This window comes from Agrobacterium sp. 719_389 (assembly GCF_900188475.1).
Classification (GTDB): Bacteria; Pseudomonadota; Alphaproteobacteria; order Rhizobiales; family Rhizobiaceae; genus Agrobacterium; species Agrobacterium radiobacter.
Window position 1 is genome coordinate 253140 of sequence record NZ_FYEM01000009.1, and the last position, 25397, is coordinate 278536.

General features: G+C 63.5%; 29 protein-coding genes. 4 read left to right on the forward strand and 25 right to left on the reverse strand.

The genetic code is table 11. The features are described 5' to 3' along the window. Positions 1–41: 41 nt before the first annotated feature. From CFB10_RS17970 to CFB10_RS18025, 12 genes are all read right to left on the reverse strand, one after another. Positions 42–1442, reverse strand: a complete 1401-nt coding sequence (locus CFB10_RS17970) for a HAMP domain-containing sensor histidine kinase (RefSeq protein WP_020009714.1) — start codon at positions 1440–1442, stop codon at positions 42–44. Continuing rightward, positions 1432–2103, reverse strand: a complete 672-nt coding sequence (locus CFB10_RS17975; RefSeq protein WP_020009713.1) for a response regulator transcription factor — start codon at positions 2101–2103, stop codon at positions 1432–1434. The genes CFB10_RS17970 and CFB10_RS17975 overlap by 11 nt, the downstream gene beginning before the upstream one ends. Positions 2104–2196: 93 nt before the next feature. Further along, the gene (locus tag CFB10_RS17980; protein ID WP_003497070.1) at positions 2197–2451 is read right to left on the reverse strand and encodes a hypothetical protein; all 255 of its coding nucleotides are present in this window, start codon (positions 2449–2451) and stop codon (positions 2197–2199) included. Positions 2452–2588: 137 nt separating this feature from the next. Next, positions 2589–2795, reverse strand: coding sequence for a hypothetical protein (locus CFB10_RS17985; protein WP_026363506.1), 207 nt, complete (start codon positions 2793–2795; stop codon positions 2589–2591). Between the two features lie 34 nt (positions 2796–2829). Beyond that, positions 2830–6630 (reverse strand): glycoside hydrolase/phage tail family protein, encoded by a 3801-nt coding sequence (locus tag CFB10_RS17990; RefSeq protein ID WP_020009711.1) that lies wholly within the window; start codon positions 6628–6630, stop codon positions 2830–2832. Positions 6631–6646: 16 nt separating this feature from the next. After that, positions 6647–7081 (reverse strand): NlpC/P60 family protein, encoded by a 435-nt coding sequence (locus tag CFB10_RS17995; RefSeq protein ID WP_020009710.1) that lies wholly within the window; start codon positions 7079–7081, stop codon positions 6647–6649. Beyond that, positions 7078–7962 carry a DUF2163 domain-containing protein gene (locus tag CFB10_RS18000; protein WP_020009709.1) on the reverse strand — a complete coding sequence of 295 codons (885 nt, stop codon included), beginning with the start codon at positions 7960–7962 and terminating at the stop codon, positions 7078–7080. Before CFB10_RS18000 ends, CFB10_RS17995 begins: the two co-directional genes overlap by 4 nt. After that, entirely contained in the window at positions 7959–8597 is a 639-nt protein-coding gene (locus CFB10_RS18005) for a TIGR02217 family protein (protein WP_020009708.1), read from the reverse strand. Before CFB10_RS18005 ends, CFB10_RS18000 begins: the two co-directional genes overlap by 4 nt. A 48-nt stretch (positions 8598–8645) precedes the next feature. Continuing rightward, complete coding sequence (locus CFB10_RS18010; protein WP_020009707.1) at positions 8646–9227, reverse strand: phage tail tape measure protein; 582 nt, start codon at positions 9225–9227, stop codon at positions 8646–8648. A gap of 68 nt (positions 9228–9295) precedes the next feature. Further along, positions 9296–9505 (reverse strand): rcc01693 family protein, encoded by a 210-nt coding sequence (locus CFB10_RS18015; RefSeq protein ID WP_020009706.1) that lies wholly within the window; start codon positions 9503–9505, stop codon positions 9296–9298. Further along, the gene (locus CFB10_RS18020) at positions 9502–9861 is read right to left on the reverse strand and encodes a gene transfer agent family protein (protein WP_020009705.1); all 360 of its coding nucleotides are present in this window, start codon (positions 9859–9861) and stop codon (positions 9502–9504) included. The genes CFB10_RS18015 and CFB10_RS18020 overlap by 4 nt, the downstream gene beginning before the upstream one ends. Then, positions 9861–10268 carry a phage major tail protein, TP901-1 family gene (locus CFB10_RS18025; RefSeq protein ID WP_020009704.1) on the reverse strand — a complete coding sequence of 136 codons (408 nt, stop codon included), beginning with the start codon at positions 10266–10268 and terminating at the stop codon, positions 9861–9863. Before CFB10_RS18025 ends, CFB10_RS18020 begins: the two co-directional genes overlap by 1 nt. A 90-nt stretch (positions 10269–10358) precedes the next feature. On the opposite strand from CFB10_RS18025, the gene CFB10_RS18030 reads away from it, so the two are divergent. Further along, complete coding sequence (locus tag CFB10_RS18030) at positions 10359–11558, forward strand: MFS transporter (RefSeq protein ID WP_020009703.1); 1200 nt, start codon at positions 10359–10361, stop codon at positions 11556–11558. Positions 11559–11565: 7 nt separating this feature from the next. On the opposite strand, the gene CFB10_RS18035 is transcribed toward CFB10_RS18030, so the two are convergent. The 11 genes from CFB10_RS18035 to CFB10_RS18090 all read right to left on the reverse strand — a co-directional run bounded on the left by CFB10_RS18035 (position 11566) and on the right by CFB10_RS18090 (position 20287). After that, entirely contained in the window at positions 11566–11961 is a 396-nt protein-coding gene (locus CFB10_RS18035; RefSeq protein ID WP_020009702.1) for a DUF3168 domain-containing protein, read from the reverse strand. Further along, positions 11958–12293 (reverse strand): phage head closure protein, encoded by a 336-nt coding sequence (locus CFB10_RS18040; protein ID WP_020009701.1) that lies wholly within the window; start codon positions 12291–12293, stop codon positions 11958–11960. The genes CFB10_RS18035 and CFB10_RS18040 overlap by 4 nt, the downstream gene beginning before the upstream one ends. Before the next feature lie 3 nt (positions 12294–12296). Beyond that, positions 12297–12866, reverse strand: coding sequence for a head-tail connector protein (locus CFB10_RS18045; protein WP_020009700.1), 570 nt, complete (start codon positions 12864–12866; stop codon positions 12297–12299). A 188-nt stretch (positions 12867–13054) separates the two neighbouring features. After that, on the reverse strand, positions 13055–14323 hold the full coding sequence (locus tag CFB10_RS18050; protein ID WP_020009699.1) for a phage major capsid protein: 1269 nt from the start codon (positions 14321–14323) through the stop codon (positions 13055–13057). Positions 14324–14353: 30 nt separating this feature from the next. After that, complete coding sequence (locus tag CFB10_RS18055) at positions 14354–14962, reverse strand: HK97 family phage prohead protease (RefSeq protein ID WP_020009698.1); 609 nt, start codon at positions 14960–14962, stop codon at positions 14354–14356. Between the two features lie 28 nt (positions 14963–14990). Continuing rightward, positions 14991–15311, reverse strand: coding sequence for a DUF6107 family protein (locus tag CFB10_RS18060; RefSeq protein WP_003509186.1), 321 nt, complete (start codon positions 15309–15311; stop codon positions 14991–14993). A gap of 194 nt (positions 15312–15505) precedes the next feature. Continuing rightward, on the reverse strand, positions 15506–16672 hold the full coding sequence (locus tag CFB10_RS18065; RefSeq protein ID WP_020009697.1) for a phage portal protein: 1167 nt from the start codon (positions 16670–16672) through the stop codon (positions 15506–15508). Positions 16673–16941: 269 nt separating this feature from the next. Then, entirely contained in the window at positions 16942–17250 is a 309-nt protein-coding gene (locus tag CFB10_RS18075; protein WP_003522330.1) for a Dabb family protein, read from the reverse strand. A gap of 58 nt (positions 17251–17308) precedes the next feature. After that, a complete protein-coding gene (locus CFB10_RS18080; RefSeq protein ID WP_020009695.1) occupies positions 17309–17947 on the reverse strand; it encodes a hypothetical protein in 639 nt (212 codons plus the stop codon). 564 nt (positions 17948–18511) lie between these two features. Then, a complete protein-coding gene (locus CFB10_RS18085; RefSeq protein ID WP_020009694.1) occupies positions 18512–19771 on the reverse strand; it encodes a DNA-packaging protein in 1260 nt (419 codons plus the stop codon). Positions 19772–19774: 3 nt separating this feature from the next. Beyond that, entirely contained in the window at positions 19775–20287 is a 513-nt protein-coding gene (locus CFB10_RS18090) for a hypothetical protein (RefSeq protein ID WP_020009693.1), read from the reverse strand. 361 nt (positions 20288–20648) lie between these two features. Between CFB10_RS18090 and CFB10_RS18095 the strand changes: the two genes are divergently transcribed. After that, the gene (locus CFB10_RS18095) at positions 20649–22289 is read left to right on the forward strand and encodes an alpha/beta-hydrolase family protein (protein WP_026363505.1); all 1641 of its coding nucleotides are present in this window, start codon (positions 20649–20651) and stop codon (positions 22287–22289) included. Between the two features lie 23 nt (positions 22290–22312). Here the strand turns inward: CFB10_RS18095 and CFB10_RS18100 are convergent, their stop codons facing one another. Continuing rightward, positions 22313–23152, reverse strand: coding sequence for an SDR family oxidoreductase (locus tag CFB10_RS18100; RefSeq protein WP_020009691.1), 840 nt, complete (start codon positions 23150–23152; stop codon positions 22313–22315). Positions 23153–23294: 142 nt separating this feature from the next. On the opposite strand from CFB10_RS18100, the gene CFB10_RS18105 reads away from it, so the two are divergent. Further along, a complete protein-coding gene (locus CFB10_RS18105; RefSeq protein WP_026363504.1) occupies positions 23295–23663 on the forward strand; it encodes a helix-turn-helix domain-containing protein in 369 nt (122 codons plus the stop codon). A gap of 117 nt (positions 23664–23780) precedes the next feature. On the opposite strand, the gene CFB10_RS18110 is transcribed toward CFB10_RS18105, so the two are convergent. Then, a complete protein-coding gene (locus tag CFB10_RS18110; protein WP_003509206.1) occupies positions 23781–24212 on the reverse strand; it encodes an Lrp/AsnC family transcriptional regulator in 432 nt (143 codons plus the stop codon). Positions 24213–24357: 145 nt separating this feature from the next. Here CFB10_RS18110 and CFB10_RS18115 point away from each other — a divergent pair. Next, on the forward strand, positions 24358–25397 hold a 1040-nt coding region (locus CFB10_RS18115; RefSeq protein WP_088567169.1), incomplete at its 3' end, for a saccharopine dehydrogenase family protein.

Here is a 25397-nt window from a genome sequence, read left to right on the forward strand (position 1 = left end):
CCTAATATACCGGCATTGAATTTCTTGCCTTTTTTCTTGCCTCACGCAAGCTCTTTCGAAAGGCCCGGCAAAATCAGATCGGCTTTCAGGCCGCCGATGGCGCTGCGCGACAGCGAAAACCGGCCATGGTACTCTGACACCACCTCGGAAACGATTGACAATCCGAGGCCCGTGCCCGGCCGGCTCTCGTCCAGCCGCCGCCCGCGCTTCATCGCTTCGCTGATCTGTCCCGGCTCCAGCCCCGGCCCGTCATCCTCGACAGTCAGCTCCACCCAGGAGCGACGGGCGATTTCGGCGTCGGACGATGGGTGCGTGCCGGTCGCAAGCGTGATGACCACGCGCGTCTGCGCAAAACGCGCGGCATTTTCCAGAAGATTGCCGACGACCTCCTCCAGATCCTGCTGCTCCATGCCAAGCACGGCGCCGGCCTGCTCGAAATTCAGGAGGAACTGCTTGTCGGGGTTCAGGCGGCGCATCACCCGCACCAGCCGTTCCAGCGCCGGTTCCGCTTCCACGCGCGCAAGGATCGAGCCGCGTTGCGCGGCGATACGGGCGCGGGAGAGATAGGATTGCACCTGCGCCTGCATGGCGTCCGCCTGCGCCCGCACCAGATCGCCATGCTGCGGGTCCAGCGTGCGCGCCTCGTTCAGAAGAACGGCGATCGGCGTCTTCAGCGAATGCGCGAGATTGCCGACCTGCATGCGGGCCCGCTCCACGAGGCGGCGGTTGCTGTCGATCAGCGCATTGACCTCATTGGCCAGCGGCTGGATTTCGCGCGGGAACTCACCTTCGAGGCTTTCCGCCTCCCCGCCCCTGATCTTGCCGAGCGCCACGCGGGCCTGATCGAGCGGCCGCAGACTGTAAAGGATGGCAAGACCGTTGACGACGAGACTGCCCACACCAAAGACGGCGAGCGCCAGATAGAGGCTGTTGGAGAAATCCCGCACGTCGTCTTCCACGACGTTCAGATTGCCGGAAACGCGGAAACGCGCGGCACGGCCCTCGCCATCCAGCACGACTTCGGTTTCCGCCACGCGCACCTGATTGCCGGCCTCGTCGGTCACGGCATAAAAGCGCTCATAGCGGTTGTCGAAGGGCGCATCGAGAATGCTCGGCACCGGCAGGGTGGAGACGCCGAGCGACGAGGAGACAAGCGGCGCAGTCTGAAAATTCCCGAGCGGCTCGACAACCCAGTACCAGCCCGTATCGGGTTGCGAAAAGCGGAGATCGCCGAGCTGCGGGCTGCCGGCCAGCGTATTCTCGTTGGAAATCGTCACGGAATTGATGACGTTATAAAGCTGCGCCCTGAGAAGATCGGTGAAGCTGCGCTCCACCCCCTGCCGGTAGAGCGTCGAGATCACGACGGCGATCACCACCAGCGCCAGCACCGACCAGAGCGAGGCGAGCAGCAGAACGCGGGCGGTGAGAGAATTACTTCGCATCTGCCGGCGCTTGCATCCGGTAACCGAGACCACGGATCGTCTCGATCAGATCAACCCCGAGCTTCTTGCGCAAACGTCCGACAAACACCTCGATCGTATTGGAATCGCGGTCGAAATCCTGATCGTACATATGTTCGACCAACTCCGTGCGCGACACGACCTCGCCCATGTGGTGCATGAGATAGGACAGCAGCCGGAACTCGTGCGAGGTGAGCTTCAGCGTCGTGCCGTTGACGGTCGCCTTGGAGGATTTGGTGTCGAGCCGGACCGGGCCGCAGACGAGTTCGGAGGAGGCGTGGCCGGCGGCGCGGCGGATGAGCGCGCGCACGCGGGCGAGAACCTCTTCGACATGGAAAGGCTTGGTGACGTAGTCATCGGCGCCGGCGTCGATGCCGGCGACCTTGTCGCTCCAGCGGTCTCGGGCGGTGAGGATGAGCACCGGCACGGCCTTGCCGGCCGCACGCCATTTTTCGACGACGGTAATACCGTCGAGCTGCGGCAGGCCGATATCGAGAACGATGGCGTCATAGGGCTCGGTATCGCCGAGATAATGGCCTTCCTCGCCGTCGAATGCCTGATCGACAACATAACCGGCTTCTTTCAGCGCGTCGGTCAGCTGACGATTGAGATTGGCATCGTCCTCAACAACGAGAATACGCATTATCAGCCCTTTCCTTCCGTCCCGGCCCGCGCGCGTGGCCGGTCATGCTAGATGTGTCGGATTGTTTTCCGATATTTCGGCGATGCGGGCAAGCTACATCGGCACGCGCATTGTCACCTTGCGCGGGCGCTCGCCATTGCCCTGGACGAGAACGGTGACGACGCAGGACTGACCGTCGCCGGAGGGATAGACCGAAAGCAGCTGACCACCGGTTTCGCGCACGACGCGGGCAACGGCTGCGCCGCAGTCGCTCGCCGCCAGTATGTAATGGCCCTGCAGATCAGCCTCGGGCGCCGTGAAACCGGAAAGCCCGGCTGCAAGCGTCGCGATGATGAGAGGTGATGCCATTGCACAAACTTCCAAAAAACCGGGTGCGTCTCGAACCGTATTGTGACCGAATATGTAGCGCAAAGCGTCTGAATGGCAAATGAATGCCGCCCCCGCCGCAAGGGCGTGACGCGGGAGCGGCGTCTTTACGCGTGCTGTCAGCGAATGGCGCGGGTCGCCGAAAGGCGGCCGTAAAGTGCGATCAGGCCGCCAATTCCGCCCGCGACCGTCACCAGCCCTTCCGCAAGTTCTCCTTGCAGACCGGCAGGCAGTTCAAGGCCGGCAATGTTGAAAAGCGGTGCGAAAACCGCGACCAGAGCACCCCAGATGGTGCGCGATTGATACCATTCTTTGGTACTGTCCATAATCTCATCCTTTGCGTTGTTTTTCAGGCACATGTCAGATCGGCAGAACGGCCTTGGCCGCCACGCCCGAGGGCACCGCGCGGCCGAGCTGGCGGACACGCACGGAAATGTGATCCCGCAAGGCCGGGAAATCTGTGAGTTCGTCTGCGGCGGGGTAAAACCAGGCGGGTTCTGAAACCTCCGCCATGCGCCGCACGGTCTCGCCGTCCAGCACCTCGACGCGATAAAGCTCGAAAGGCTCGTCCAGCGGTATGTCACTCGCATCCCAGACGTCGGCCTCCACCCGGCCCCGCCGTTTCCACCAGAACAGCACGCCATCCCCGCGCCGTTCGGCGGAAAAATGGACCGGCGCGAGCGGCATCTGCGCCCGCAAGCCGCCTTCGAAGGCAAAAGGCCCGCTCACTGCGCCCGCCACTCCCGCCGCTTCCGCGATCCAGTTCAGGCGCCGTCCGCGCTCGCTCGCGGCAAGGCCGAGCGGCTGCACCGCCGCATCCAGAACCACCACCGGCGCACCTTTCGGCGCGCCTGCGGCCAGTGCGTCTTCCGTGCCGGCGAGCCCCCGCAGGAGAGAGGAAAGCCGCCAGCGCGAAGGCGCGATTTCTTCGGCCTTTGCGAAAGCGACGATTTCCCACACGCCGTTTGCGGCCTTGACGGCAAGACGGTTCTCGCCGTTCAGCACAGAAAGCTCCGGGGCGGACGACACTTCACCGAAGGGCAGGTCGAAGAGGATGGTGTTTTTTCGGTCGAAACGGCCGGAAGGGCCTGATATCAGCGGCATTGCCAGCGCGCCGATCATCGCCGGCCGGTCAAGCAGCACGCGCTGCCGGTAAGCCTCCATACCCGGCGACGCGGAAATGATGATGGGCCGCCAGGGCTTTGCGAGGGCGGCAATCCGCGCCGAATCCTCCGGCGCGGCGCCGTCATGGTAGGGCAGATCGAGAAACAGTACCTCGGGCGCGAACCCTTCCGCACCGCTTGCGCCTTTGCTGCGCCGTTCCTCCGCACCACCAGCGAAAACCGAAAAGGCGGCGGAAAAGGCCCGCGCCTCCACCTGCCGCACCGCGCCGTCCTCAATGCGGCTGACCAGAAACCGCCCGGAAGGGGCCTGCGGAAAGGCGCCGTCCGGCAGGCGGATGCAATCACCCGGTTCAAGGGTGATTTCGGAAGGCGGCAGGGCAAAGCGCAGGCTGCGCCGCGCCTGCCGGTTGTCACGCAACATCACCTCGACCGAAGCTTCCGCCGTTTCCGCAGGCAGGGCGGCATTGAGATCAAGCCGCATGACCCTGCTGCCGGCATTGTCGATGCGGCGGGACCTTGCACTCCCCTGCTCGTAGTCGAAGGCGGGGTTGAAAGACGTCAGCACGGCCTCGGCGGCGAAATCGCTGTCATGGCCGCGATTGTCCGACCAGAGCGGCTCATCCTCCAGATCGGCGAGCACGGCAATATCGCGGACCGGCAAAACCGCGGTGTTGCGGGAGCGGAAGCGCAGGGTTCCGCCATCTTCCGCCACATCCACCTGGAACGCCGCCATCAGCGGCTCCAGCAGGTTGCGGGCCGAGGTCACGTCGCCCTGCACATAACCTCCCAGATCGCCGCTGACGGCGGAAACGTCGAAGTCGGAAAAGCCGTGATCGGTGAGGATGGCGGCGATGGTATCGGCAAGCGTTGCCGTTCCCAGCCGGCCATTCAGCCAGTGGCCGGTGCGCCAGTTCGCCCCATCGCTCCAAGCCGCGCCGTTCTGCGGAAAGGCGGGAAAAGGCCGTGCATCCCAGGTCCACAGATAGATCCTGTCTGCATCGATCATCGCTGCATCGGCCTTGCGCCAATGGTCGAGATGCGCCTCCAGAAACCGCCGCTGCTGGCTGTCGGCGCGGCTTCGGCGGGAGAAATAGGGAAAGGCGTTTTCCGCCGATTTCGGATCAGGAAAGACATTGGGGCGTGTCGCGCTCTTGTCCACCGCCGGGCAGCCGAGTTCGGTGAACCAGATCGGCTTCGAGCCCGGCACCCATGCGGTCGGCGTGGATTTCTCCACTCCCCGCACCCGGTCGTGATGGAGGTTGCCCCACCAGTTCCTGATATCCTTGTAGCGGAACACCCAAGGCTTGCCCTTCAGTCCGTCGGCTATTGGCGTGCGCTGCCGCGCCGCACGGTCGGCATCGTTTGCATAATACCAGTCGAAGCCCTCGCCTGCCGTGACGGTATAACGGAATGCGGCGGCATCATCCGGGCCGGTCATGCCATCGGGATTGCCGTTCGCGGCATCCTCGTCACGCCAGTCGGAGAGCGGCATGTAATTGTCGATACCAACAGCATTGATATCAGGGCTCGCCCAGAGCGGGTCGAGATGGAAGAACACGTCGCCCGAACCGTCTGCCGGCTGGTGGCCGAAATATTCGCTCCAGTCCGCCGCATAGGTCAGCTTCACCGCCGGCCCCATCATGGCCCGCACATCGCCCGCAAGCCGCACCAGTTCCTCGACAAAGGGAAAGGCATCATTCTCGTCTCTCAGCGCCGTCAGCCCGCGCAGCTCCGAGCCGATCAGGAAGGCGTCCACCCCGCCCGCCTGCGCCGCCAGCGCCGCATAATGCAGCACCATGCGACGGTAACCTTCATCGCGGTTGCAGAAGGCGGAAACCTGCGTCCGCGCGCCCGCACTGCGATCGGCAGAACCGGCCCTGCCGGGTGCGGGAAAACAGGTGATGCGCCCGCGCCAGGCATAAGCGTCCTGCTCGCTTTTGCCATATGGGTCGGGAAGACCGTTGCCGACGGGAACATCCATCATCACGAAGGGATAAAGGCATACCCGCAGACCCCGCGCCTTGAGATCGCCTATGGCCTGCAGCACGCTTTCGTCGTTGGGTGTACCGCCATAGGCGGGGCCGCCGCCGTGATGGCTGACGAGATGCGCCGCGCCGCGCGAAAGGCCGGCGACGGACCATGGCATCGTTTCCCCATCCCGGCCTGCCACCTCCACGCCGGGCAGAATGCGGCATTCACCCGCCCGCATATCCGTGCCGAACCAGCTCACCACCAGCGCCACGCTCTCAAGCGCGGGGCAGAGCGCCTGCAATTCGTCGATTGCCGCCTGCCAGTCCGTCGCGGCGGTCAAACCATTGCGGTTCATGATGCGGCTTTGGCCGATGCCCGTACGTTCGGAAACCTGCACGGTGGCGTAGCCATGCTCCGTTGCCCCGGGGATGACGGTGATGGCGCGAATGGCTTTTTCCAGCCGTCCGACAGGCCGCACCACTTCGAACTGCATCAGCGGAATGCGGTTGCCATAACTATCGAGCGGCAGGCGTTCGAAAACGACATAAGCCAGTCCGCGAAAGGCCGGCGCGTTGCCCGCCCCCTGCTTCGCCTCGATCAACGGATCGGGCAATTGCGTCTCGCTGCCGGGATAAAAACGCATCTCGATGGCGCTCAGGTCCAACTCCCGCCCATCGGCCCAGACACGCCGCACCATGGCCGCCTCACCTTCGCACAGGCCGATGGCGACGTTGGCAAAATAACGAAAGGTTTCGACCTTCGGGCCACGGTTGCCCTTGCCGCCACGGCGCTCCACCTCGACGCTTTCTTCAAAACGCGTCGCCCAGATCAACGTGCCGCCGATCCTTGCGGCGCCATAAAGCCGGCTGATCGCCGCGCCTTCATCCGCCCCCGGAATGCGCGCCGTCGAAAGCCGTGCGCCCGTTACCGTCCGCCCGTTCGAAAGAAGGGTGCGGTCGATGGCATTGCCCGCCAGCGCCCCGGCCGCCCGGCCGATCATTGCACCCAAAGGGCCGAAAATGCCGCCGAGCGCCGCACCCGCCGCCTGAAAAACGATTGTCGCCATGCTCGCCTCGAAATTTTCAGGGATCGGGAAAACGGAAGATACCGGCGATGCGCCGCCTCCAGCCCGGCGCCAGCGCCGAACGCACCACCGCCGCCTGTTCATAGGCATGGATGAAATGCTGCGGCCCGGCCAGAATGCCGAGGTGTTTGGCCGCCGCATCGGCCCGCCAGCGAAACAGCAGCAGGTCTCCCGACCTTGCCTCCTCCATGCGCGGAACCGCCAGAAAATGGCGTCTTGCCGCCGCCATCAGCCTGTCCTCGCTGCCGCGTTCGGCCCAATCGGGCGCATAGGGCGGCGGCAATTCCGGTTCGTGGCCGTAAACGCTGCGCCAGATGCCCCTGACGAGGCCAAGGCAATCGCAGCCGACACCCTTCAACGAGGCCTGATGCCGATAGGGCGTGCCGACCCAGTCTTGCGCCAGCACCAGCACTCTTGCACCGGTATCACTCATGGAAACAGCGCCCCACCGTCATGGCTCTCACCGCCGCTCGCATAGGAATAGGCGAAATCCGCCCCCGGCAGATGCGGGAAGCCCCTAAAATTCAGATGATTGGCGAATTTTACCCGGCAGGTGGCGAAACTCTTGTCGCAGCCGGCTGTGACGGAAAACCTATCTCCCGGCGAAGGCAGCCGTTCCGGCGGCAGCCAGAAGGACAGGTGCACGCCGCCGTCACGCCGCTCGTGGCCGTCGAGGTCGAAATTCCTGCCGGCGAGCGGGCCAGCCATAAAGCGCAGCTTTCCCCGGCTGAAGAAACCATCGGCGAAAACATCGAGCCCGGAGACCAGCAGGCCACCCGAGGCATCCACCGCCACAACGCCGCCACGGCCGGTAAACGGCTCCAGATCGACACCGCAACGCCTGTCCCCGAGCGCCGCATCGCAGCGCCGCCCATAGACCCTGCCCTGCGGCTGGCCGAGGCGATGGGCAAGGCTGCGCAGCTCGGCGCGAAACGACCCTCCCGCCCGTGTCACCTCGCCAATCTCGCGCATGTTCAGCAGCACATGCTGGTCCGTCGCCTGCCAATTGACGAGGAAAAGCTGCACCCTGGCACCATCGAAACGCCCGGCGGCCAGATCGTCTTCCGCAATCGCCTCACTCGAAAAACCGCCCGCCACCTCCCCGGCACTGGCGCCCAGCCCCGTTTCACTGTCGCTATCGCTGGCCGAAAAGCCGCTGGCGGCAAGATAGGACGTACCGCCGAACACGATCGTCTCGTCGTGATCGGTAAAACCGATCACCGCGCCATCCTTCAATGTCACCTTCCAGCAATGGCATGTGGTCGTCGCATCTCCCTTGAGATGCTCGGCAAGGGCGGCGGGAATGGTTTTCATGGCGATATTTCCATCAGTGGAATGGAGGGAATGCGGCCCGCCTCGAAAGCAGTCAGGTTCACGTCGATACGGTCGATCGCGAAACGGACCGGCACGTCGAATTCAAAACCGGCACGGATTGCAGCGCCGGCGGGCGGCACCCGCCCCGCCCGGAAGGTCACCATGCCGGTCGTGTGATCGACCGAGATAGCGGCCGCTTCCGCCTTCACCCCCTCGACCGACACAATGACCGAACCTTCGAGCGGTTTTTCTATCCGCCGCGTGAAGGAGCCGCCGGCATCGGCATAGGTCTTCAGCAACTGAAAGCCCGCCGCCACTCCGTCGCCGGTGCCGATCCTCTGATCGGTCGCGGCGGGCGTCTCTCCCGGCGGGCAGGATTTGAAATCCACGGGATCGCGAAAACGAAAGCCGTAAAGCTCGCCGCGCCGCGCCTCGAAAAAGGCGAGCACCTCATAGAGATCGGTGACGGAGCGGATCCCGGATCCGGCGTCATAGCTGCGCCTGGCGTTCCTCCAGCGCTGGTTACGGCTCTCGCGGCCATTGGACAGGTTGACGATATCCGTCCGCCTCACCGGCCCGCCGCTGACGCCGAGCGCAAGCCGCAGCGGAAAGCGCACTTCATGAAATGCCGCCATGTCGTTGTTCCTGGATTCTTTTCAATGGTCTGGGAAGGTGAGCGCGCGTCACAATCCGCGCTGGCCGCGCCCGACGCTGCGCGCCAGCATGGCGGCGATCTGGCCTTCGCTTTTCCGGAAACTCCCAGCATCCGCCGCCGTCACGTTAAACACGATCTGCGCCCCGCCGCCGCCCGCAGGTGCGGCAACGCCGAGAGCGCCGTCGGAACCGCGCTTCAACGGCAAAATCGCTTCCGCCCCCGCCTCACCCATCAGGCCAAGCCCGCCGCCCATCGGGAAAAAGGCAGGGCTGGAGACCACGCCGCCATCGGCAAAAGGCGTGATGCTGCGCCCCGGCACCCCGCCATCCGCAAAGGCGAACAGCGAACCGCCGCCGTTCAAGAGCCCGCCGACGGCATCGCCGATCATGCTCTCCAGCGGCTTCAGCCCGGCCGAAAGCGCCATGCCGGACAGCCGCTGTCCCAACCCGCGCAACACATCGTCCAGCCCCTTGCCGCCGGTCGCCGCCGCCTGCAGGGCCGTGGACAAGGCCGCACCGAACCGCTCGGATCGCCGCTCGAGATCACCCATCACCTCCGAGAGCGCCTCCGCCTCTTCCCGGTTCTCCGCAATCGATCTTTCGCCCGCCATCGCGCTTGCCTTTCTGATTCAAACCGGAGCCGCAAAATTTTGAAATGTCATTCGTTTTTGAGATCAACTCAGCCATCCGGAAACCGCCGCATCATCCTCTCCATCGCCTGACGGTCAGGACCGCGCGAAACGGCGTTGCCGCCCGTCATCGCGAAAAATTCCCTCGGGGTCATCAGCCAGAAGGTTTCCGGGGAAAGCCGCAGCAGGAAGAGGCCGGTATGGATCACCGCGTCCCAGGGGAATGGGCGCGACGTCGCTTCGCCTGCTGCGGCATTCAAGGGTCCGGCGGTGTTTCGCCTTTCAAACCGCCGAAAGTCGCGGTCAGAAGATCGGCGACGATCGCGGCATGGCCGGCAATGCCGCCTTCCACCGTGGCGGCGGCCACATCCTCGTCGGAAAAGACGTTGCCCGCGCCGCGCAGGCCCGCGCCGATCACCCGGATCATGTCCGCCGCCTTCATGCGCCCGCTCGCGAAACGTTGGGCGAGCGCGGTGAGGTCATCGGCTTCAAAGGCGGTTTCGAGTTCGGCGAGAGCCCCGAGCGTCAGGCACAGGATGCGCCTTTCACCGTCTATCAGCGCTTCTATCTCGCCGCGATGGCGGTTCGCCCGCCCGTAACGCAACCCTTGCGGCATCACAGCGCTCCGAATGAGAGAAGACCGGCCGATTCCAGCGCGATCTCGAATTGCACTTCGCCATCGTGGCGGCCGGAATATTCGAGCGCGACGATCTGGAACGGTCCGGCAATGACACCGAAATCGGGAATGACGATCTGCCAGCCGGGAATGCCGCCTGCAAAAAATGCGCCGCGCACCAGCGCATCGCTCGCCTGGTCCTTGAAGATGCCGGAGGCCGTGAGCGATGCCCGCTGCACACCCGCGCCGGCGAGAAGCTCGCGCCAGCGCCCGGCGCTTTCGGCATCCGTCACGTCGACGGCCTGCGCATTGAAGGCCAGCCGTTTTGTTCTGAGCCCCGCCACGGTCGCAAAGGCGCCGGCATTGTCGATCTTCAGCAGCAGGTCCTTGCCTTTCTGCGCCACCATGTTGTTTCCTTTCGTTTCAATTGCGGTTGCGGGGGTGCGGCGGGCCTGCTACCAAATGGTTTCCCGCACCTCGCACCCCGCGATCTCACCATGTCCGACGCCGCCTCCATGACGTCCCGCGTGCGCCTTATCGGCGTGCTGGCGCTTGGGCAGATCATCAGCTGGGGTTCCGGTTTCGACATGCTGGCCATTCTGGCGCCACGGATCGGCGGCGAACTGGCGATCGGCAACGAGATCGTTTTTGCCGGCCTCACCATCATGATGCTGATCAGCGCGCTTTGCGGCCCGCTGCTGGGAAGAATGCTCGTCCGTCGCGGCGCGGCGCCCGTGCTGGTGGCCGGCTCATTCCTCTTTGCCGCCGGTTTTGCCGTGCTCGCCTTTTCGGGCGGTGTCACGAGCTATCTTTTCGGCTGGGGCGTGATGGGTTTGGCCGCAACCTGCGGCTTGACGACGGCTGCCCATACCGCCGTGGTGGAGCGTGTGGGCGCGGAAAGCGGCCGGCTGCTGACGCTTCTGATGCTGTTTACCGGGCTTTCGGGGGCGGTTTTCCTGCCCGTCACCGCGCTTGTGGAACAGCATCTCGGCTGGCGCGGCACACTTCTGCTCTATGCCTGTCTGCAGCTCTTCGTGCTTCTGCCGCTCTACCTCTTCGTCCTTCCCGGCCGTCCGGCCCGCAAGGAAGCAACACGGCAGAAAGCCGACGCGCTTTCGCCCTCGCCGGTCGATACACGCCGCGCCTTCCTGCTTCTGGCGGCCATGACGACGATCAGCGCCTTTACAACCTTCGGCCTGTCACCGCTGCTGCCGCTGCTGCTCGTCCAGGCGGGCGCAACGCAATCGCTTGCCGTGCAGCTGGCATCGGCGCGCAGCCTGCTGGCAATTACGGCGCGCGGGCTGGATTTCCTGCTTGGGAAACGCGGCAGCCCCTTCCTCACCGCCATGATCGGCTTCTGTCTTCTGCTGCTGTCGCTGCTGCTGTTGCTTGGCTTTGCCCCGGCCATGCCGGCTTTCATCGGTTTCATCATTTTTTTCGGTTTCGGCGCCGGTGTGCTCACCGTCAGCCGGGCGGTGCTGCCGCTGGCGGTATTTTCCCCGGAAGAATATGGCCTTCAGGCCGCGCGTATCTCCCTGCCGCAGAACCTCGCCATTGCCGTTGCACCTGTTATTTTCACGCTGGCGCTGGATCGCGGCGGGGTGGCGGCCATGCTTGGTGTCGCCGCCGTGCTGATCGCCATTTCGTTTGTGCTCCTGATCGTCCTGTGGAAAACCGTGCACAGGCAGAACGCCTGAAACGGCACTACTCCGTCACCGCCCTGAAGCGCATCTCGATGATGAAATTCCGGGTCTTCGCCTCGCGACGCGAGCGGCTGGAGAGAAGATGCAGATTGACGAGATCGACCCCGGCAATCGGCAGCGCCGCATCATCGAGCAGGCTCATGACACTAGCGGTGATCTCTCCCGCACCCTTGCGGCCATTGGCATCGCTCCAGATCTGCAGCGACAGGAAATGCTCCTCGGCCTTTTCCGTGGCGGTCGAATAATCCCTGCTTTCGAGATCATCGATAACGATGCAAGGCATAACCGCCCGCGGCAGAAGCCGGTCGACGATGCCGCCGGGGATGAGCGCCGTCAGCACCGCATCGCCGGTCAGCCGCGCGAAAATCGCCTGAAGAAGCGGGTTTGCGGCGCTCATCGGCTTTCCTCCTCGCAGCGGCAGACGATGAAGCGACATGTCTCATCCGGGTCCATCACCGCCCGGATCGCCAGAATGCGGCGGCCCTTGCGAAAGCGCATGCCTGCAATGATGTCTGCGCGGTAAGCCAGCCAGACACGGTGGGTGATCGTCACGCCCTCGGCCGAGGCCCTTTCATGGGACGCCTCCGAAACGGGTTCGATCGCGGCCCAGAGCGACCGCAGGAAATCCCAGCTTTCCGCTGCACCACCCTGCCCGTCCGGCGTTTCGGTCCGCACGTCCAGTTCCAGCCGCGCCGTCAGCTTGCCGGGATCGAGAAAAACAAGGTTCATGTCTCAAAGCCCCAGACGGCAGAAAGGAGCCACCAGTCGCTCGTAACCGGCGGGAACGGCCGCGGGCTGGTTTTCCGGGGTGACTGCGCCGCGAAAGGCGAACATCTGCGCCACATGCATCAGCATGGCGCGTTTCAGCGTGTCGGGCACGTCCGTTCCCGCTTCGCCGTAACCGGCAATGAAATCGATCTCGATGCCGTTCATCGCCCGGCCGGGGGCCGGCGGATCGCGTAGCCACAGCCTTGCCGGCGGCGCCGCGCCGTCGAGCAATTTCTCACCGGCGGTGATGTCTGCCGCACGCCCCTCACCGTCAAAAACCAGAATCGTTTCGATGGCTTGCACCGGTGTCCTGCCAATCAGAATCACGCCCACCTGCGGCCACCGGTCAAGATAAAGCCGCCAGGTCTGACGGAGGAGGCAAAGCCCTGTCGTGCGTTCCAGATGCTCGCGGGCGGTGCGGATGATTGCGGCAAGAAGCGTATCCTCGTCGCCGCTGTCGAGACGCAGATGCGCCTTGACCTCGGCAAGCGTCAGCGGCTCCGCCTGCGGCGGATGAATGAGGGCATAGGTCATGGGGTCTCCGGAAGAAAGGTAGTCGCATTAGCGAGCGGGCACCGCTTGTTTCTTCTCCCCGCCGGGGAGAAGTCCGCGGCAGCGGGATGAGGGGGCAAGGGTAGAGATATTCGGCAACGTTGCCCCCTCATCTGCCCTTCGGGCATCTTCTCCCCGACGGGGAGAAGAAAGGGCCGCAAGGTCGGCGATCAATTCACCCCGAATTTCACCAGCTTGATCGCCTCGAAATTCTGCACGCCGCCGCCCACACGCTTGGTGGTGTAGAACAGCACATAGGGTTTGGCCGAATAGGGATCGCGCAGGATGCGCACGCCGGTACGGTCGACGACGAGATAGCCGGCGCGGAAATCGCCAAAGGCGATGGCAAAGCTGTTAGCCGCCACATTCGGCATGTCCTCCGCCTCCGTCACCGGGAAGCCCATCAGCGAGGCCGGCTGGCCGGCGGCGGCGGGCGGGTGCCACAGATAGGCGCCGCTCGTATCCTTGAAGCGGCGCAGCGCCCCTTGCGTCTTGCGGTTCATCAGGAAGGCGCCGTTCTGGCGGTGGCCGGCCTTCAGCGCATAAACGGCGTCGAGCAGCACATCCATCGGCCCGGCGGAAGCAAAGCCGGCCGAAACGCCTGTCGCGACATAACCGATGTTGCCCCAGCTCCAGCCATCATTGGCAACGGTGGTGTAGGAGAGGAAACCCTTGGGCTTGCTGACGCCGTCGCCGGCGATGAAAGCGCCGGCCTCCTGTTCGGCGAAAGCGATGTCCACCTCGGAGGCGATCCAGGCCTCGATATCGACTGCGGCGTCATCCAGCAGGCCCTGCGTGGCCGCCGGCATGGCGTAAAGCTCCATCGTCGGGAAGGAAAGCTCTGCAAGCTGCGGCGTTGCCGTCTGCGGGCGCGCCGCCGTTTCGGAGACCCAGCCGGTCGTCATGCCGCCGGGCGAGAAGGGTTTTTTCAGCACGGCGGCGGAAACCTGCCGCACGGTCGCCAGCGCGCGGATCGGCGAAATCGCCGTCATACGCCGGCCTATCTCGCCATCCGTCTCACTCGGCAGCAGGAAGCCGCCATCAGCCCCGGTCGAGCCGGCAAGGGCCTTTGCCTCCAGATCACGCAGCGCGCCTTCCTCACCACGGCGGATATAGGCCTCGAAAGCGGCCTTGTGCTCCTCGGCGTCGTGGGAAAGCGCCTCCTTGCGGCCAAGTGCGGGGCGCGCTTTCCTGAGCGCCAGATCGTCCATGATCCTGCGGTTGTCGTCGAGCGTCCTGTCGATGCGGTCGAGCTTGTCGCGGGTCACGACATCTGCCCCCATCTTGCGCTCGATATCGGCAAGCCGCTGGTCGTTGGTCTCGCGGAAGGCCTCGAAGGCTTCCATGAACTCATCGAAGGCGGCGGTCACCGTATCGGGCACGGCCTTCACCTGCGGCGCGACGGTCATCGGGGCCGGTTTCGTCATCTGGTCTGTCATGTCGTTTCCTTGTGGGTGATTGTCCGGAAGTCAGCGTTTGAAGGTCGTGTCGAACAGCGAGCGGGCGGCGCGACGCATGCTGCGCACCAGCTCGGTCTCGCGGTCGCGGAAAAAGCGGGCGTGCTTGACGTCGGAAACCCGCGCGGACGGCAGCATCGGGAAGGTGACGACCGAGATTTCCCAGAGATCGGCTTCCAGAATGCGCCGGACGCCTGAGCCGGCCGCCTTGCCGGCGCGCGCCTCCTTACTGGAACGCCCCTCTTTACTGGAACGTACGGTGCGAAAGCCGATCGACAGCCCGTCCAGCGCGCCGGTCTTCATCAGCGAATGCACCTCGCGGGAGCGGGCGACGCCGGGTGCGAGAACGCCCTCCACATAAAGGCCGCGCTCATCCTCGCGGATGGTGCGCCAGGCGCCGATGGGTTCGGCCGGGTCGTGCTGATAGAGCATGCGGATACCGGCCGCGCCCCGCTCCTCGATGGAGCGGCGGAAAGCACCGCGTTCGATGACGTCCTGACCGAGATCGACCTCGCCGAAGACGCTGGCATAACCGGAAAACGTGCCGTCGCTGGCAATGCCGCGCAGTTCCAGATTGGCGAATTTGCGCGTGGCGGGACGCGGCCCGCGATAAACGTGCATGGAAAACTCCTGCGATGTGAAGGAAGTGTCAGGCGCGCGGGCGGGCGCTGTAACGGTCGGCGATGCGCACCAGCACGCCCAGCCCCCACCACGCCCCCATGCTGGCGGCGGCGGACCCCGCCACCATGATTTCCCGGCCCGAAAGCGCGCCGGCAATATCGAGCTGCTGCACGATCCACAGGCCGATCGGCCCGCCGAAGATCATGCCGCAGGACACGCCGGTGATGAAACGGCTCGCGGCCTCACGTTTGCTTTTCGGCAGGAGATAAACGAGCGATACACCCGCGCCCGCCACGGCGCCGGTGATGCGGGCGGCCCAGATGCCGGCCTCATTGGCGAATTCAGACATGGGTAATCATTCCGTTCTAGGATGTTGTTATCGGGCGGACGCGCCGCGTCGCACGCAGGCGCTTTCTGCGCGCCTGCGATGGGTGATTTTCCGAATCTTCGGAATCGCTTGGGCGGAAGACCTCACAGGGAGAATCCGCTTCTTCAGAAAATGATTGAACAGGAAACCGGGGCTTCGATCGCGCCAGGCGGCGATCAATAACCGACGGCTTCGCGCTTTTCGTCGTCGCTCAGGAACGAGGCTGCGCCGATTCTTGCCCAGAGCGCATCCCGCTCGCCGGCAAGCCCGGCAATCCGGTCGAGATCGGGTTCGAGCCTCAACCCCGGGCCGAAGACCGGAGAAAGCCAGCCGCAGAGCCTTGCCGCCGTGCGATAAACGAGCGGCAGCACTGTCAGACGATAAAAGGCGCGGTTCGCCTCCTGGTAATTGGCATAGGTATTGTCGCCGGGAATGCCGATCAGCATCGGTGGTACGCCAAGCGAGAGCGCGATATCGCGCGCCGCGCCGTTGCGGGCCTCCAGAAAATCCATGTCGCGCGGCGAAAGACCCATGGCCTTCCAGTCCAGCCCGCCTTCCAGCAGCAGCGGACGGCCGGCATTCATCGCCCCCTGATAGCCCTCCTCCAGCTCACGCTTCAGCCGATCATATTGTTCGGTGGAGAGATTGCCGCCCTCCTTCGGCTGGTAGACCAGCGCCCCGGAAGGCCGGGCGGAATTGTCGAGCAGGCGTTTGTTCCACTGGCTCGCGGCGTTGTGCAGATCGAGCGCGGCGCCTGCGGAGGCGAGAGGCGCAAAACCCGACCGGTCATCGAGCGGATGAAAGAGTTTCAGATGCAGCAGCCCCAGCCCGTCGCGATCGGCGGCGATGCGCCGGGATGCCCGGCCCTCGGCGCGGTAATCATAGGCCACCGGCCAGCCATCCGGCCCTTCGACGATGCTCACCCGGTCGGGCCGCAACAGATGCAGTTCACGCAACCGCCCGCCCACCGTCAGCGGTTCGATATAGGCGTTTCCGGCCAGCATGAGGTGGCCATAAAGCGCCTCGAAAAAATCCGGCCCGCCCATATGGGCGCTCGGTTTTAAAAGCAGCACCAGCAGCGGATGATCGGTAAGTTCCTCTTCGCCATCATAAAGCAGCCAGCTGACGGAAGCCGAGGTCTCCGCCACCATGCGAGCGGCCCGGTGCGCCACCGGGTTCTTCATGAAGCCCTCGCGGGCAAGTGCGGCATAGGACCGGCCCGACCAGAAGGCCTGCCCGCCCTGCACCGCGACCGCCATGAAGCCATCAGCCATTTTCCGGCTTTCAGGCACGGCTCTGCCATCCGCCGGGCGCAGCCACGGCAGGGAAAAGGGAAATCGCATGGAGTTGTCCTTGTTTTGATGGCGCGCGGCGTCGAGTCCTGCGGCGTCGCCCGCGTGGGGTTTTCACCGACAGGCTAGACCCTGAAATTTCTGACGAAGTCCTGAAAACTCTCTTTCGTCATGCTCGGGCCTGTCCCGAGCATCTGCAACGTCTCGATTTTATTGGACGTGATCAGATCCTTGGGACAAGCCCAAGGATGACGTCGCGCGTGAGACACCCTGTCCGTACAGCAGCAATATCTCGCGCCGACTTCAGCGAAACCGGACGTTTACCGGATCGGCGCTTTCACCGCCGTATCGCTGTCGAAATCGGCGGCAACACGGGTCTCGCGCAACGGCTTTACCGTGCGGGTCGAAAGATCATAGGCGGGATCGGCTTTGTAAGCGGCGAGCGCCGCCTCGTTTTCAAACTCGCCATAGACGATGAAATCGACCGAGTTGCCCCATTGGTCCTTCTTCACGTTCTCGCCGATTTCCAGCTTCAGAGAATGCGGTATCGCGGTCAGGCCGGAAAGCCCCCTGCGCACGGCGTCGCGGTTTTCCTCGGGAACGGTGAAAAAGACGATATGGCGGATCACGGTGTCACCTGTCATGCAAACTTAAAAGGCGGCCTTTTCGGCACCGGGTAACGGGTTATCATCTGGCCCGCCCGGGTTCAATCCGGGCAGCGACAAGCGCTTGATGAAATGCGCGCCCGTAACCGCCCACAAGCCGGGCTCTGTCGCCGCCATTGATGATGGCGCGCGCACCATCCCAATCCTCACGACCGTCGCTGAAGAAATCGGAGAGCCTGCGGCCAGTGAAGCCGCCGCCCGCCATGCCGTGTATCAAGATCGCGGTGGCCACCTCCGCCTCCATGGCCCGCTCCGGCCGTTCCAGGAGATCGACGCCAGTCAGCACCGACATGGCCTCGTAATTGCGCCGATGCGTCAGCTGCACGAAGCCACGACCCAGCCAGCTTTTACCCTCCGTGTCCGGCCGCCAATAGGGCTTGCGCACCATGGGCAACCTGCCCGCCGCAAAGGCGCGGTCGAGCCTTGTCATCGCTTCCGCGTCGCTTGCCGCCAGGGTTTCCCGCACGGGCTGCATGGTCGCCGCCGTCTCGTGAAAGGCCGTCGCCAGCATATAGGCGAGCCAGCGCGGATCGCCGCCCGGCATCGCCTTTTCGAACCCTGCCAGCATCGTTTTCGTGCCGGCAAGCTGGGCGGTGCGCAGGCGACCGCCGAAAATGGAAATCCGCGCCGACGCAAAGAATCGCGCCTCGTCATAAGCCATGACTGCTCCTGAAAATGATGGGCGATATGACGCCGGGTTTTTCCACATGACAGTCGCCGGAACTAAATCGATTTGAAAAAACCTTAATCGATTTTAATCCGCACCCCGTGGTTTTGGGGTAAAAAATTCCTTGAATTCCGGAACCTTAGCGCGCTAACTCCATTCACCGCGCAATCCTGCAGCGTTAACCATTCAAGGAGGAATGCCATGACAGCGACAATCCCCCAGACCGTTTATGACCGTCTCGAAAACGAGTGGCGCCAGATGCGCGAAACCGGTTCCCAGCCGAAGCCGGCGCAATCCCCCAAGAAGTAACAGCCGCCAGACGTCTGATTTCAGGCGGTGAGGTTGCCTCAATTTTCTTCTCCCCGCCGGGGAGAAGATGGCCCGAAGGGTCAGATGAGGGGGTAACCTCTCCGCATGCCTCTACCTCTACGCAAATCCTGACCGTGGCCCCCTCATCCGGCGCTGCGCGCCACCTTCTCCCCGGCGGGGAGAAGAAACAGGCGGTATCCGCTCGACCGGTAATTGGCTCTCATTCGCGGGAGCCGATAGTCGCCGGCCTCACATCCCCCGCACCTTCGGTTCACTCACCACCATCGTCGTCAGCGCCGTTATCGCCCAGACGAGCGCATCCAGCCGGTCCGGGGAACGCCCGGACGAAAGACCATCAGGTCCAAAATCCGTCATCTGGTCTTCCAGCTTTTCAAACCGTGCCGCGTGCCCCACCCTGCCCTGCTCATAAAGTGCCGCAACCGGCTCGGCGCGGGTGAATTTGCCGCGGCTTGCGCGCACCAGCGTCAGCGGCAGGTTGGCGTCGATGCTTTGCAGCATGGCGCGCACCATCTCGCCGCCCTGATTGACCTCCGCAACCACCCGGTCCGCCTCGTGGCGGCGAAAGGCGGCGACGACGGCGCGGGCCCAGCCGGCCGGTGTTTCACCTTCCACCGAACAATCCGCCAGCACGCTGAGACGCCCGGATATGCCAAGCCCCGCCACGACAATGCCGCAGCAGGAATGTTCACCGACGCCCGCGGGCGGGTCCACCGCCACCACGATGCGAGCAAGCGGTTCATCTCCCGCCTCGATGATCGCTTCCAGATCGGCGCGTTTCCACAGCGCGCCCTCACGCTCATCGATCAATTCGCCGCCGATTTCCTGACGCCCCATCCGCGTGCCGCCGTAACGGTCCTGCATGGCTTTCAGAAACCCGGGCGCGAGATTGCGCGCATTCATCGCCGTCGGCATCCGCGCCACCCGCGTCGAGGGATCGGCGAGAAGCGCCTTTAAGAGCGGAATGGGCCGCGGCGTGGTAGTCACCAATTGCCGGGGGGCCTCACCCAGACGCAGGCCGAATTGCAGCATGTCCCAGGTTTCCTGCGGATATTTCCATTTGCCGAGCTCATCGGCCCAGGCCATGTGGAATTGCGGGCCGCGCAGGCTTTCCGGGTCTTCCGACGAAAACACCTGCGCCATCGCGCCATTCGGCCACAGCAGCCGCCGCCGCGACACCTCGAAGGCGGGGCGATGGCGGCGGGCGATGCGGCAGATGCCGGAAATGCCGTCGATCATCACCTCGCGGGCGTCGCCCAGCGTCTCGGCAACAAGCGCGATGCGCAAATCCGACTGCTTGCCGGCGGAGGCGACATGATGCACCCATTCCGCCCCGGCGCGGGTCTTGCCGGAACCACGCCCGCCGATCAGCAGCCATGTCCGCCAGTCGCCTTCCGGCGGCTGCTGCGGCAGGTTACCGATGAAGCGCCAGTCGCGCAGGAGGTTGAAGACCTGCGCGTGAAGGCGCGCTTCGGTCAAAACGTTCGCCATGCCTCAGTCAGACCCTGCCGAAGTGCCGGACGCCGCGATCGCCTCCAGCCTCTCGCGGCATTTCTGCTCGGCCAGCTCATCGATGCGTTTGAGGAAATGCGCCACCGCCGCCTCATAATCCTGCGTATCGTTTTCATCCTCGCCCATAAGCGCCTGCCGTTCTTCCGCCAGCACCCGTTGCAGGGCGTCGATCCGCTCCAGTGTGCGGACGATGAGCGACAGCTGATCCGTTGCAACTTTCACATCGGCACGGGCCTGCTTGCCTTCCGTGTCGTCGGCATCAGGCAAAAGCCCCGCCTCGCCGGACTGCCGAAGATTGCGATACAGGCAGACTTGATCGCGCATCTCCTCCGTCAGCTCGTTCAGCAATTGCCGCAGACTGCCGTTGCGCGCCGCATCTTCGGCGGCCAGCCTGTCTGCCCGCGATTTGATCTCAGGCGCGGCCTCATCCGCATAAGCAGGCCTGTCCGGCCAGGCTCCGTAGAGCGCCGGGTCGCAATTATGAACATTTGTCATCAGATTGGCCTGGGAGGGAAATGGAGATGAACATGGGCATGCGACGCGGTTCATTTGCGGGCGGCGCCTCCCCACAGCCCTCATTCCTGTGACAAGCACAGGAATGAGGGAAGAGAGCAAAGCCTTGTATTCGTAAAATCCAGCGCTCTGATATTTCAGAACCAACCGCGGCCCAGCCGCAAATCTCCGACCGTAGCCAAACACTATCAAACCACCGTCACGCTGTAAAGGATTATTTTCCTATCTCTGTGATTTTTATCCTTCCCGCGGGATTTGCACCCTCGTCCGTCACATATTACACTCAATGCCAGATGGTGAGCAGAAGGGGCGGGTCAAGTTGGTGAAACAATGGGTTGGGCGGTTGTTTGCGGGCCTTTCGGCAACCGGCATCGTCTTTGGCACTATTCTGTTCTGCGCCTCACTTACCCCGTCGCTCCTGCCGCGCACCTGGCTGATGCAAGGTGTGCTATGCGGCTTTTCCTTCGCCATCGGTTATCTGATCGGTGTCGCCCTGCATGCCGTCTGGGCCTATCTGGAACTGCCCGAGCCCTCGCGCCACAATATGCGCGGCATTCGCTTTCTCATCGCGCTCGCCGCCGCCATCACGGCAATCGCGTTTTTATGGCAGGCGAAGGACTGGCAGAATTCCATCCGCGTTCTGATGGAGCTCGATCCGCTGCCCAGCGCCCACCCCACCAAGACCGGCGGCCTTGCCGTGCTGGTCGCCGCCATCCTTATCGGCGCAGGCCGGCTTTTCCAGCTTATCCGCCGGTTCTTTGCGGCGCGCAGCGGTCATTTCCTGCCGCGCAGACTTGCCAATGTGCTCGGCATCGCGGCAGCAATCGTCCTCTCATGGATGCTGCTGAACGGGCTGATCTTCGATATCGGTCTCAGATTTGCGGATTCTTCGCTGAAACAGGTGGATGCGCTGATCGAGCCTGACGTGCCGCGCCCTTCCGATCCGCTCAAGACCGGCAGCAGCGCCTCGCTGATGGCGTGGGAATCGCTCGGCCGACGCGGCCGCGAATTCGTCGCCGAAGGCCCTGATGGCGCAGACATATCCGCCTTCACCCATCGCCCGGCAAAGGAACCGCTCAGGGTCTATGCGGGCCTCAACTCGGCTTCGACGCCGGAAGAAAGAGCGGCCTTAGCGCTGGAGGAATTGAAACGGGTCGGCGGTTTCGAGCGCAAGGTGCTTCTGGTGGTCATTCCGACCGGCACCGGCTGGATCGATCCGGAAGCGCTCGATACGGTCGAATATCTTCATGACGGCGATATCGCCAGCGTCGCCGTGCAATATTCCTATCTCTCCAGCTGGATCGCCTTGCTGACGGAGCCGGATTACGGTGTCGAGACCGCGCGCGCCCTGTTCGAGGCCGTCTATGGCTACTGGACCACGCTGCCCAAGGAAACGCGGCCAAAGCTTTACCTGCATGGCCTCAGCCTCGGTTCGCTCAACTCGCAGAAATCCTCGGATCTCTACGATGTGCTCTCCGATCCCTTCCAGGGCGCGTTGTGGAGCGGCCCGCCCTTTTCCAGCCCCACATGGCGCATGGCCACCAATGGCCGGGTGAAGGGCACGCCGGAATGGCTGCCGCGTTTCCGCGATTCCTCCGTCATCCGCTTCGCCAACCAATATACGACCGCCCATATGCCCGATGCGGAATGGGGGCCGATGCGGATCGTCTATCTGCAATATGCCAGCGACCCCATCACCTTCTTCGAGGCCGCCTCACTTTACCGGCGGCCGCAATGGATGGTGCATCACGGGCCTGACGTTTCCACATCCTTCCGCTGGTTCCCGGTGGTGACCCTGCTGCAGCTCGGTCTCGATGTCGCCGCCGCCACCACCGCACCGATCGGTTACGGCCATGTCTATGCGCCGGAACATTATATCGATGCATGGACGGAGGTGACCGAGCCACAGGGCTGGAACGCGGACGAGATTCAGCGGCTGAAGATGCTCTTCAAAGCCCGCCGCGGTTCCACCGATCCGGCGTGAGCGCGGCGGGCTCGCCTGGAGCTTCAGCCCTTCAGCCGGTCCAGATTGTCGGCGATATAGGTCTCCAGTGAACGCGGAGCATGGCCGGTCAACGTTTCGACATCGCCAGTCACCACGGCCGTCCAGCCTTCGCGCACGGGATAAAAGATCGAGGCGAGGAACGAGGCGTAGTCCTGCGGCACGCCCGCGCCGGTGAGAATGCCGATGAAGACCTCATCCGAAACGGCAGCGTAAGAAACCGGCTTGCCGATCGCCTGCGAAATCAGCGCGGCCGCTTCGCCGTAACCCAGGGCTTTCGGACCCGTCAGGTTGAAAGCCTTGCCATTGAAGGCGTCAGAGGTCAGCGCGGCGGCGGCGCTGTCGGCGATATCGCGAACATCGATAAAGCTCGACTTGCCCTCGCCTGCCGGAACGGCGATTTGACCGTGTTCAATGCCCGCCTTCCAGTAGCTGTGGAAATTGTCCGCGAACCAGTTCGGGCGCAGGATGACATAAGGCGTGCCCGAAGCGATGATCTTCAACTCGATCTGACGATAGGGGATGGAATCATCGGCATCGACGCCGAGGACGCTGAGGAACACGATCTTCACCTTGCGGCGCGCGGCCTCTTCAACCACAGGCGTCAGCGCGTCGATGGCGTCCAGACGGCCGCCCGCCAGGATGAGGAACAGACGGTCAACGCCGTCGAAGGCATCCGCATAGGTCGATGCGTCGGTATAATCGAAACGAACGCCTTCCGCGCCGCCCATGGCGTTGCCGCTGCGCGAAGCCGCCTTCACGCTTTCGCCCTTGGAAAGCAGCGCTTTCACCAGCGGCGTGCCGATGGTGCCTGTCGAACCGATTACGAGTATCTTGCCTGTCATCTCAAATCTCCGTAGTATCTAATGGAAACCATGTTTCAAAAACATAGGTACTGCGTTTGCGAAATCATGAAAAGAGAGCACTTTTCGGTTATCTGGTATCCTCGCGGAAACCGGGATGGCCCTGAAACAACGGAACAAACCCATGGAACGTATCTATGACGTCTATGAAGACCGCTGCCCCACCCGCATGGTGCTGGACAGGATCGCCGACAAATGGGCGCTGCTGATTCTTGACCGGCTGCGGGTGGAGGCGGTGCGCTTCAACCTGCTGCGGCGGGAAATCAAGGGCATTTCGCAAAAGGTCCTGTCGCAGACGCTCAAGAAGCTCGAACGCGACGGGCTGATTTCGAGGCAGGTGTTCCCGACTGTGCCCGTGACGGTCGAATATTCGCTGACGCCGCTGGGGCGCACGCTGACCGACACGGTGGCGGCGCTTGCCCATTGGGCGGAGGGCAATATCGACGCGGTGATGGCGGCGCAGAGGGCTTATGATGGGCGGGCGACGGTTTAAATCGAGGCGCGGCATACCCATGCGCCCCTCATTCCTGTGCTTGTCACAGGGATGAGGGAAGAAGAGAGTATCACGCGCACCCACCGGCCTTTGCGCCCACCGCACTCCCCAAAATCCCTACCGCGAAATCCGCGTCGACAGAATGATCGACGACAGCGTCCGCTCCACACCGTCAAGCGCGCCGATCCTGTCGATCAACCGGTCGAGGTCGAGGATCGAAGGGGCCGCCAAAATCGCGATCAGATCAAACGTTCCGCTCACCGAATGCAGCGTCGTCACCTCCTTGATGGCGGAAAGCGCGGCGGTGACGGCGGGTAGCGCCTTCGGCCCGATTGTGATCAGCACATGGGCGCGCACCAGCCCGGAAAGATAGCTTTCCGAAAGCCTCAGACCATAACCGGCAATCACCCCGTCCGCCTCCAGCCGCTCGATGCGGGCCTGTACCGTGGTGCGGGAAAGGCCGAGTTTGCGCGCCAGTTCCGCCACCGGCATGCGGGCATTTTCGGAAAGCAGGGCGAGCAGCGCCCGGTCCTTGTCGGCAATCGTCATAGTGACCAATCCTGTCGTCTAATTGCTCAATATTAACCCGCTATCCGCACATAGTGAAGCTGCGAATCGTCAAAAAAAGCTGGCATTCTGTCTTTGAAGCGCATCCGGTGCGCAGACATGCGAATTTACTGCGGGGAACAAAAACATGAAGAACATTGTCGTTATCGGCGCGGGTAATATCGGTTCGGCAATCGCCTGGATGCTGGCCGCATCAGGCGATTATCGCATCACCGTCGCCGACCGTTCGGCCGATCAGCTGGCCAATGTGCCGGCGCATGAGCGCGTCGACACCGAAATCGTCGACATCACCGACCGTCCCGCTCTGGAAGCACTGCTGAAAGGCAAATTCGCCGTGCTTTCCGCCGCCCCCTTCCACTTGACGGCGGGCATTGCCGAAGCGGCCGTTGCCGTCGGCACGCATTACCTCGATCTCACCGAAGACGTGGAATCCACCCGTAGGGTCAAGGCGCTGGCGGAAACGGCCGAGACGGCGCTCATCCCGCAATGCGGCCTTGCGCCCGGCTTCATCTCCATCGTCGCCGCCGATCTTGCCACCAAGTTCGACAAGCTGGACAGCGTGCGCATGCGCGTCGGCGCTCTGCCGCAATATCCGTCCAATGCGCTCAATTACAACCTCACCTGGAGCACGGACGGGCTGATCAACGAATATATCGAGCCCTGCGAAGCGATCGTCGAAGGCCGCCTCACCGCCGTTCCCGCCCTTGAGGAGCGCGAGGAATTCTCGCTCGACGGCGTCACCTACGAGGCGTTCAACACGTCAGGCGGTCTCGGCACGCTCTGCGCGACGCTGGAAGGCAAGGTGCGGACGATGAATTACCGCACCATCCGTTATCCCGGCCATGTGGCGATCATGAAGGCGCTGTTGAACGACCTCAACCTGCGCAATCGCCGCGATGTGCTGAAGGACCTGTTCGAAAACGCCCTGCCCGGCACCATGCAGGATGTGGTCATCGTCTTCGTCACCGTCTGCGGCACCCGCAACGGCCGCTTCCTGCAGGAAACCTACGCCAACAAGGTCTATGCCGGCCCGGTTTCCGGCCGCATGATGAGCGCCATCCAGATCACCACCGCCGCCGGCATCTGCACGGTTCTCGACCTGCTCGCGGAAGGCGCCCTGCCGCAGAAGGGCTTCGTTCGACAGGAGGAAGTGGCCCTGCCGAAATT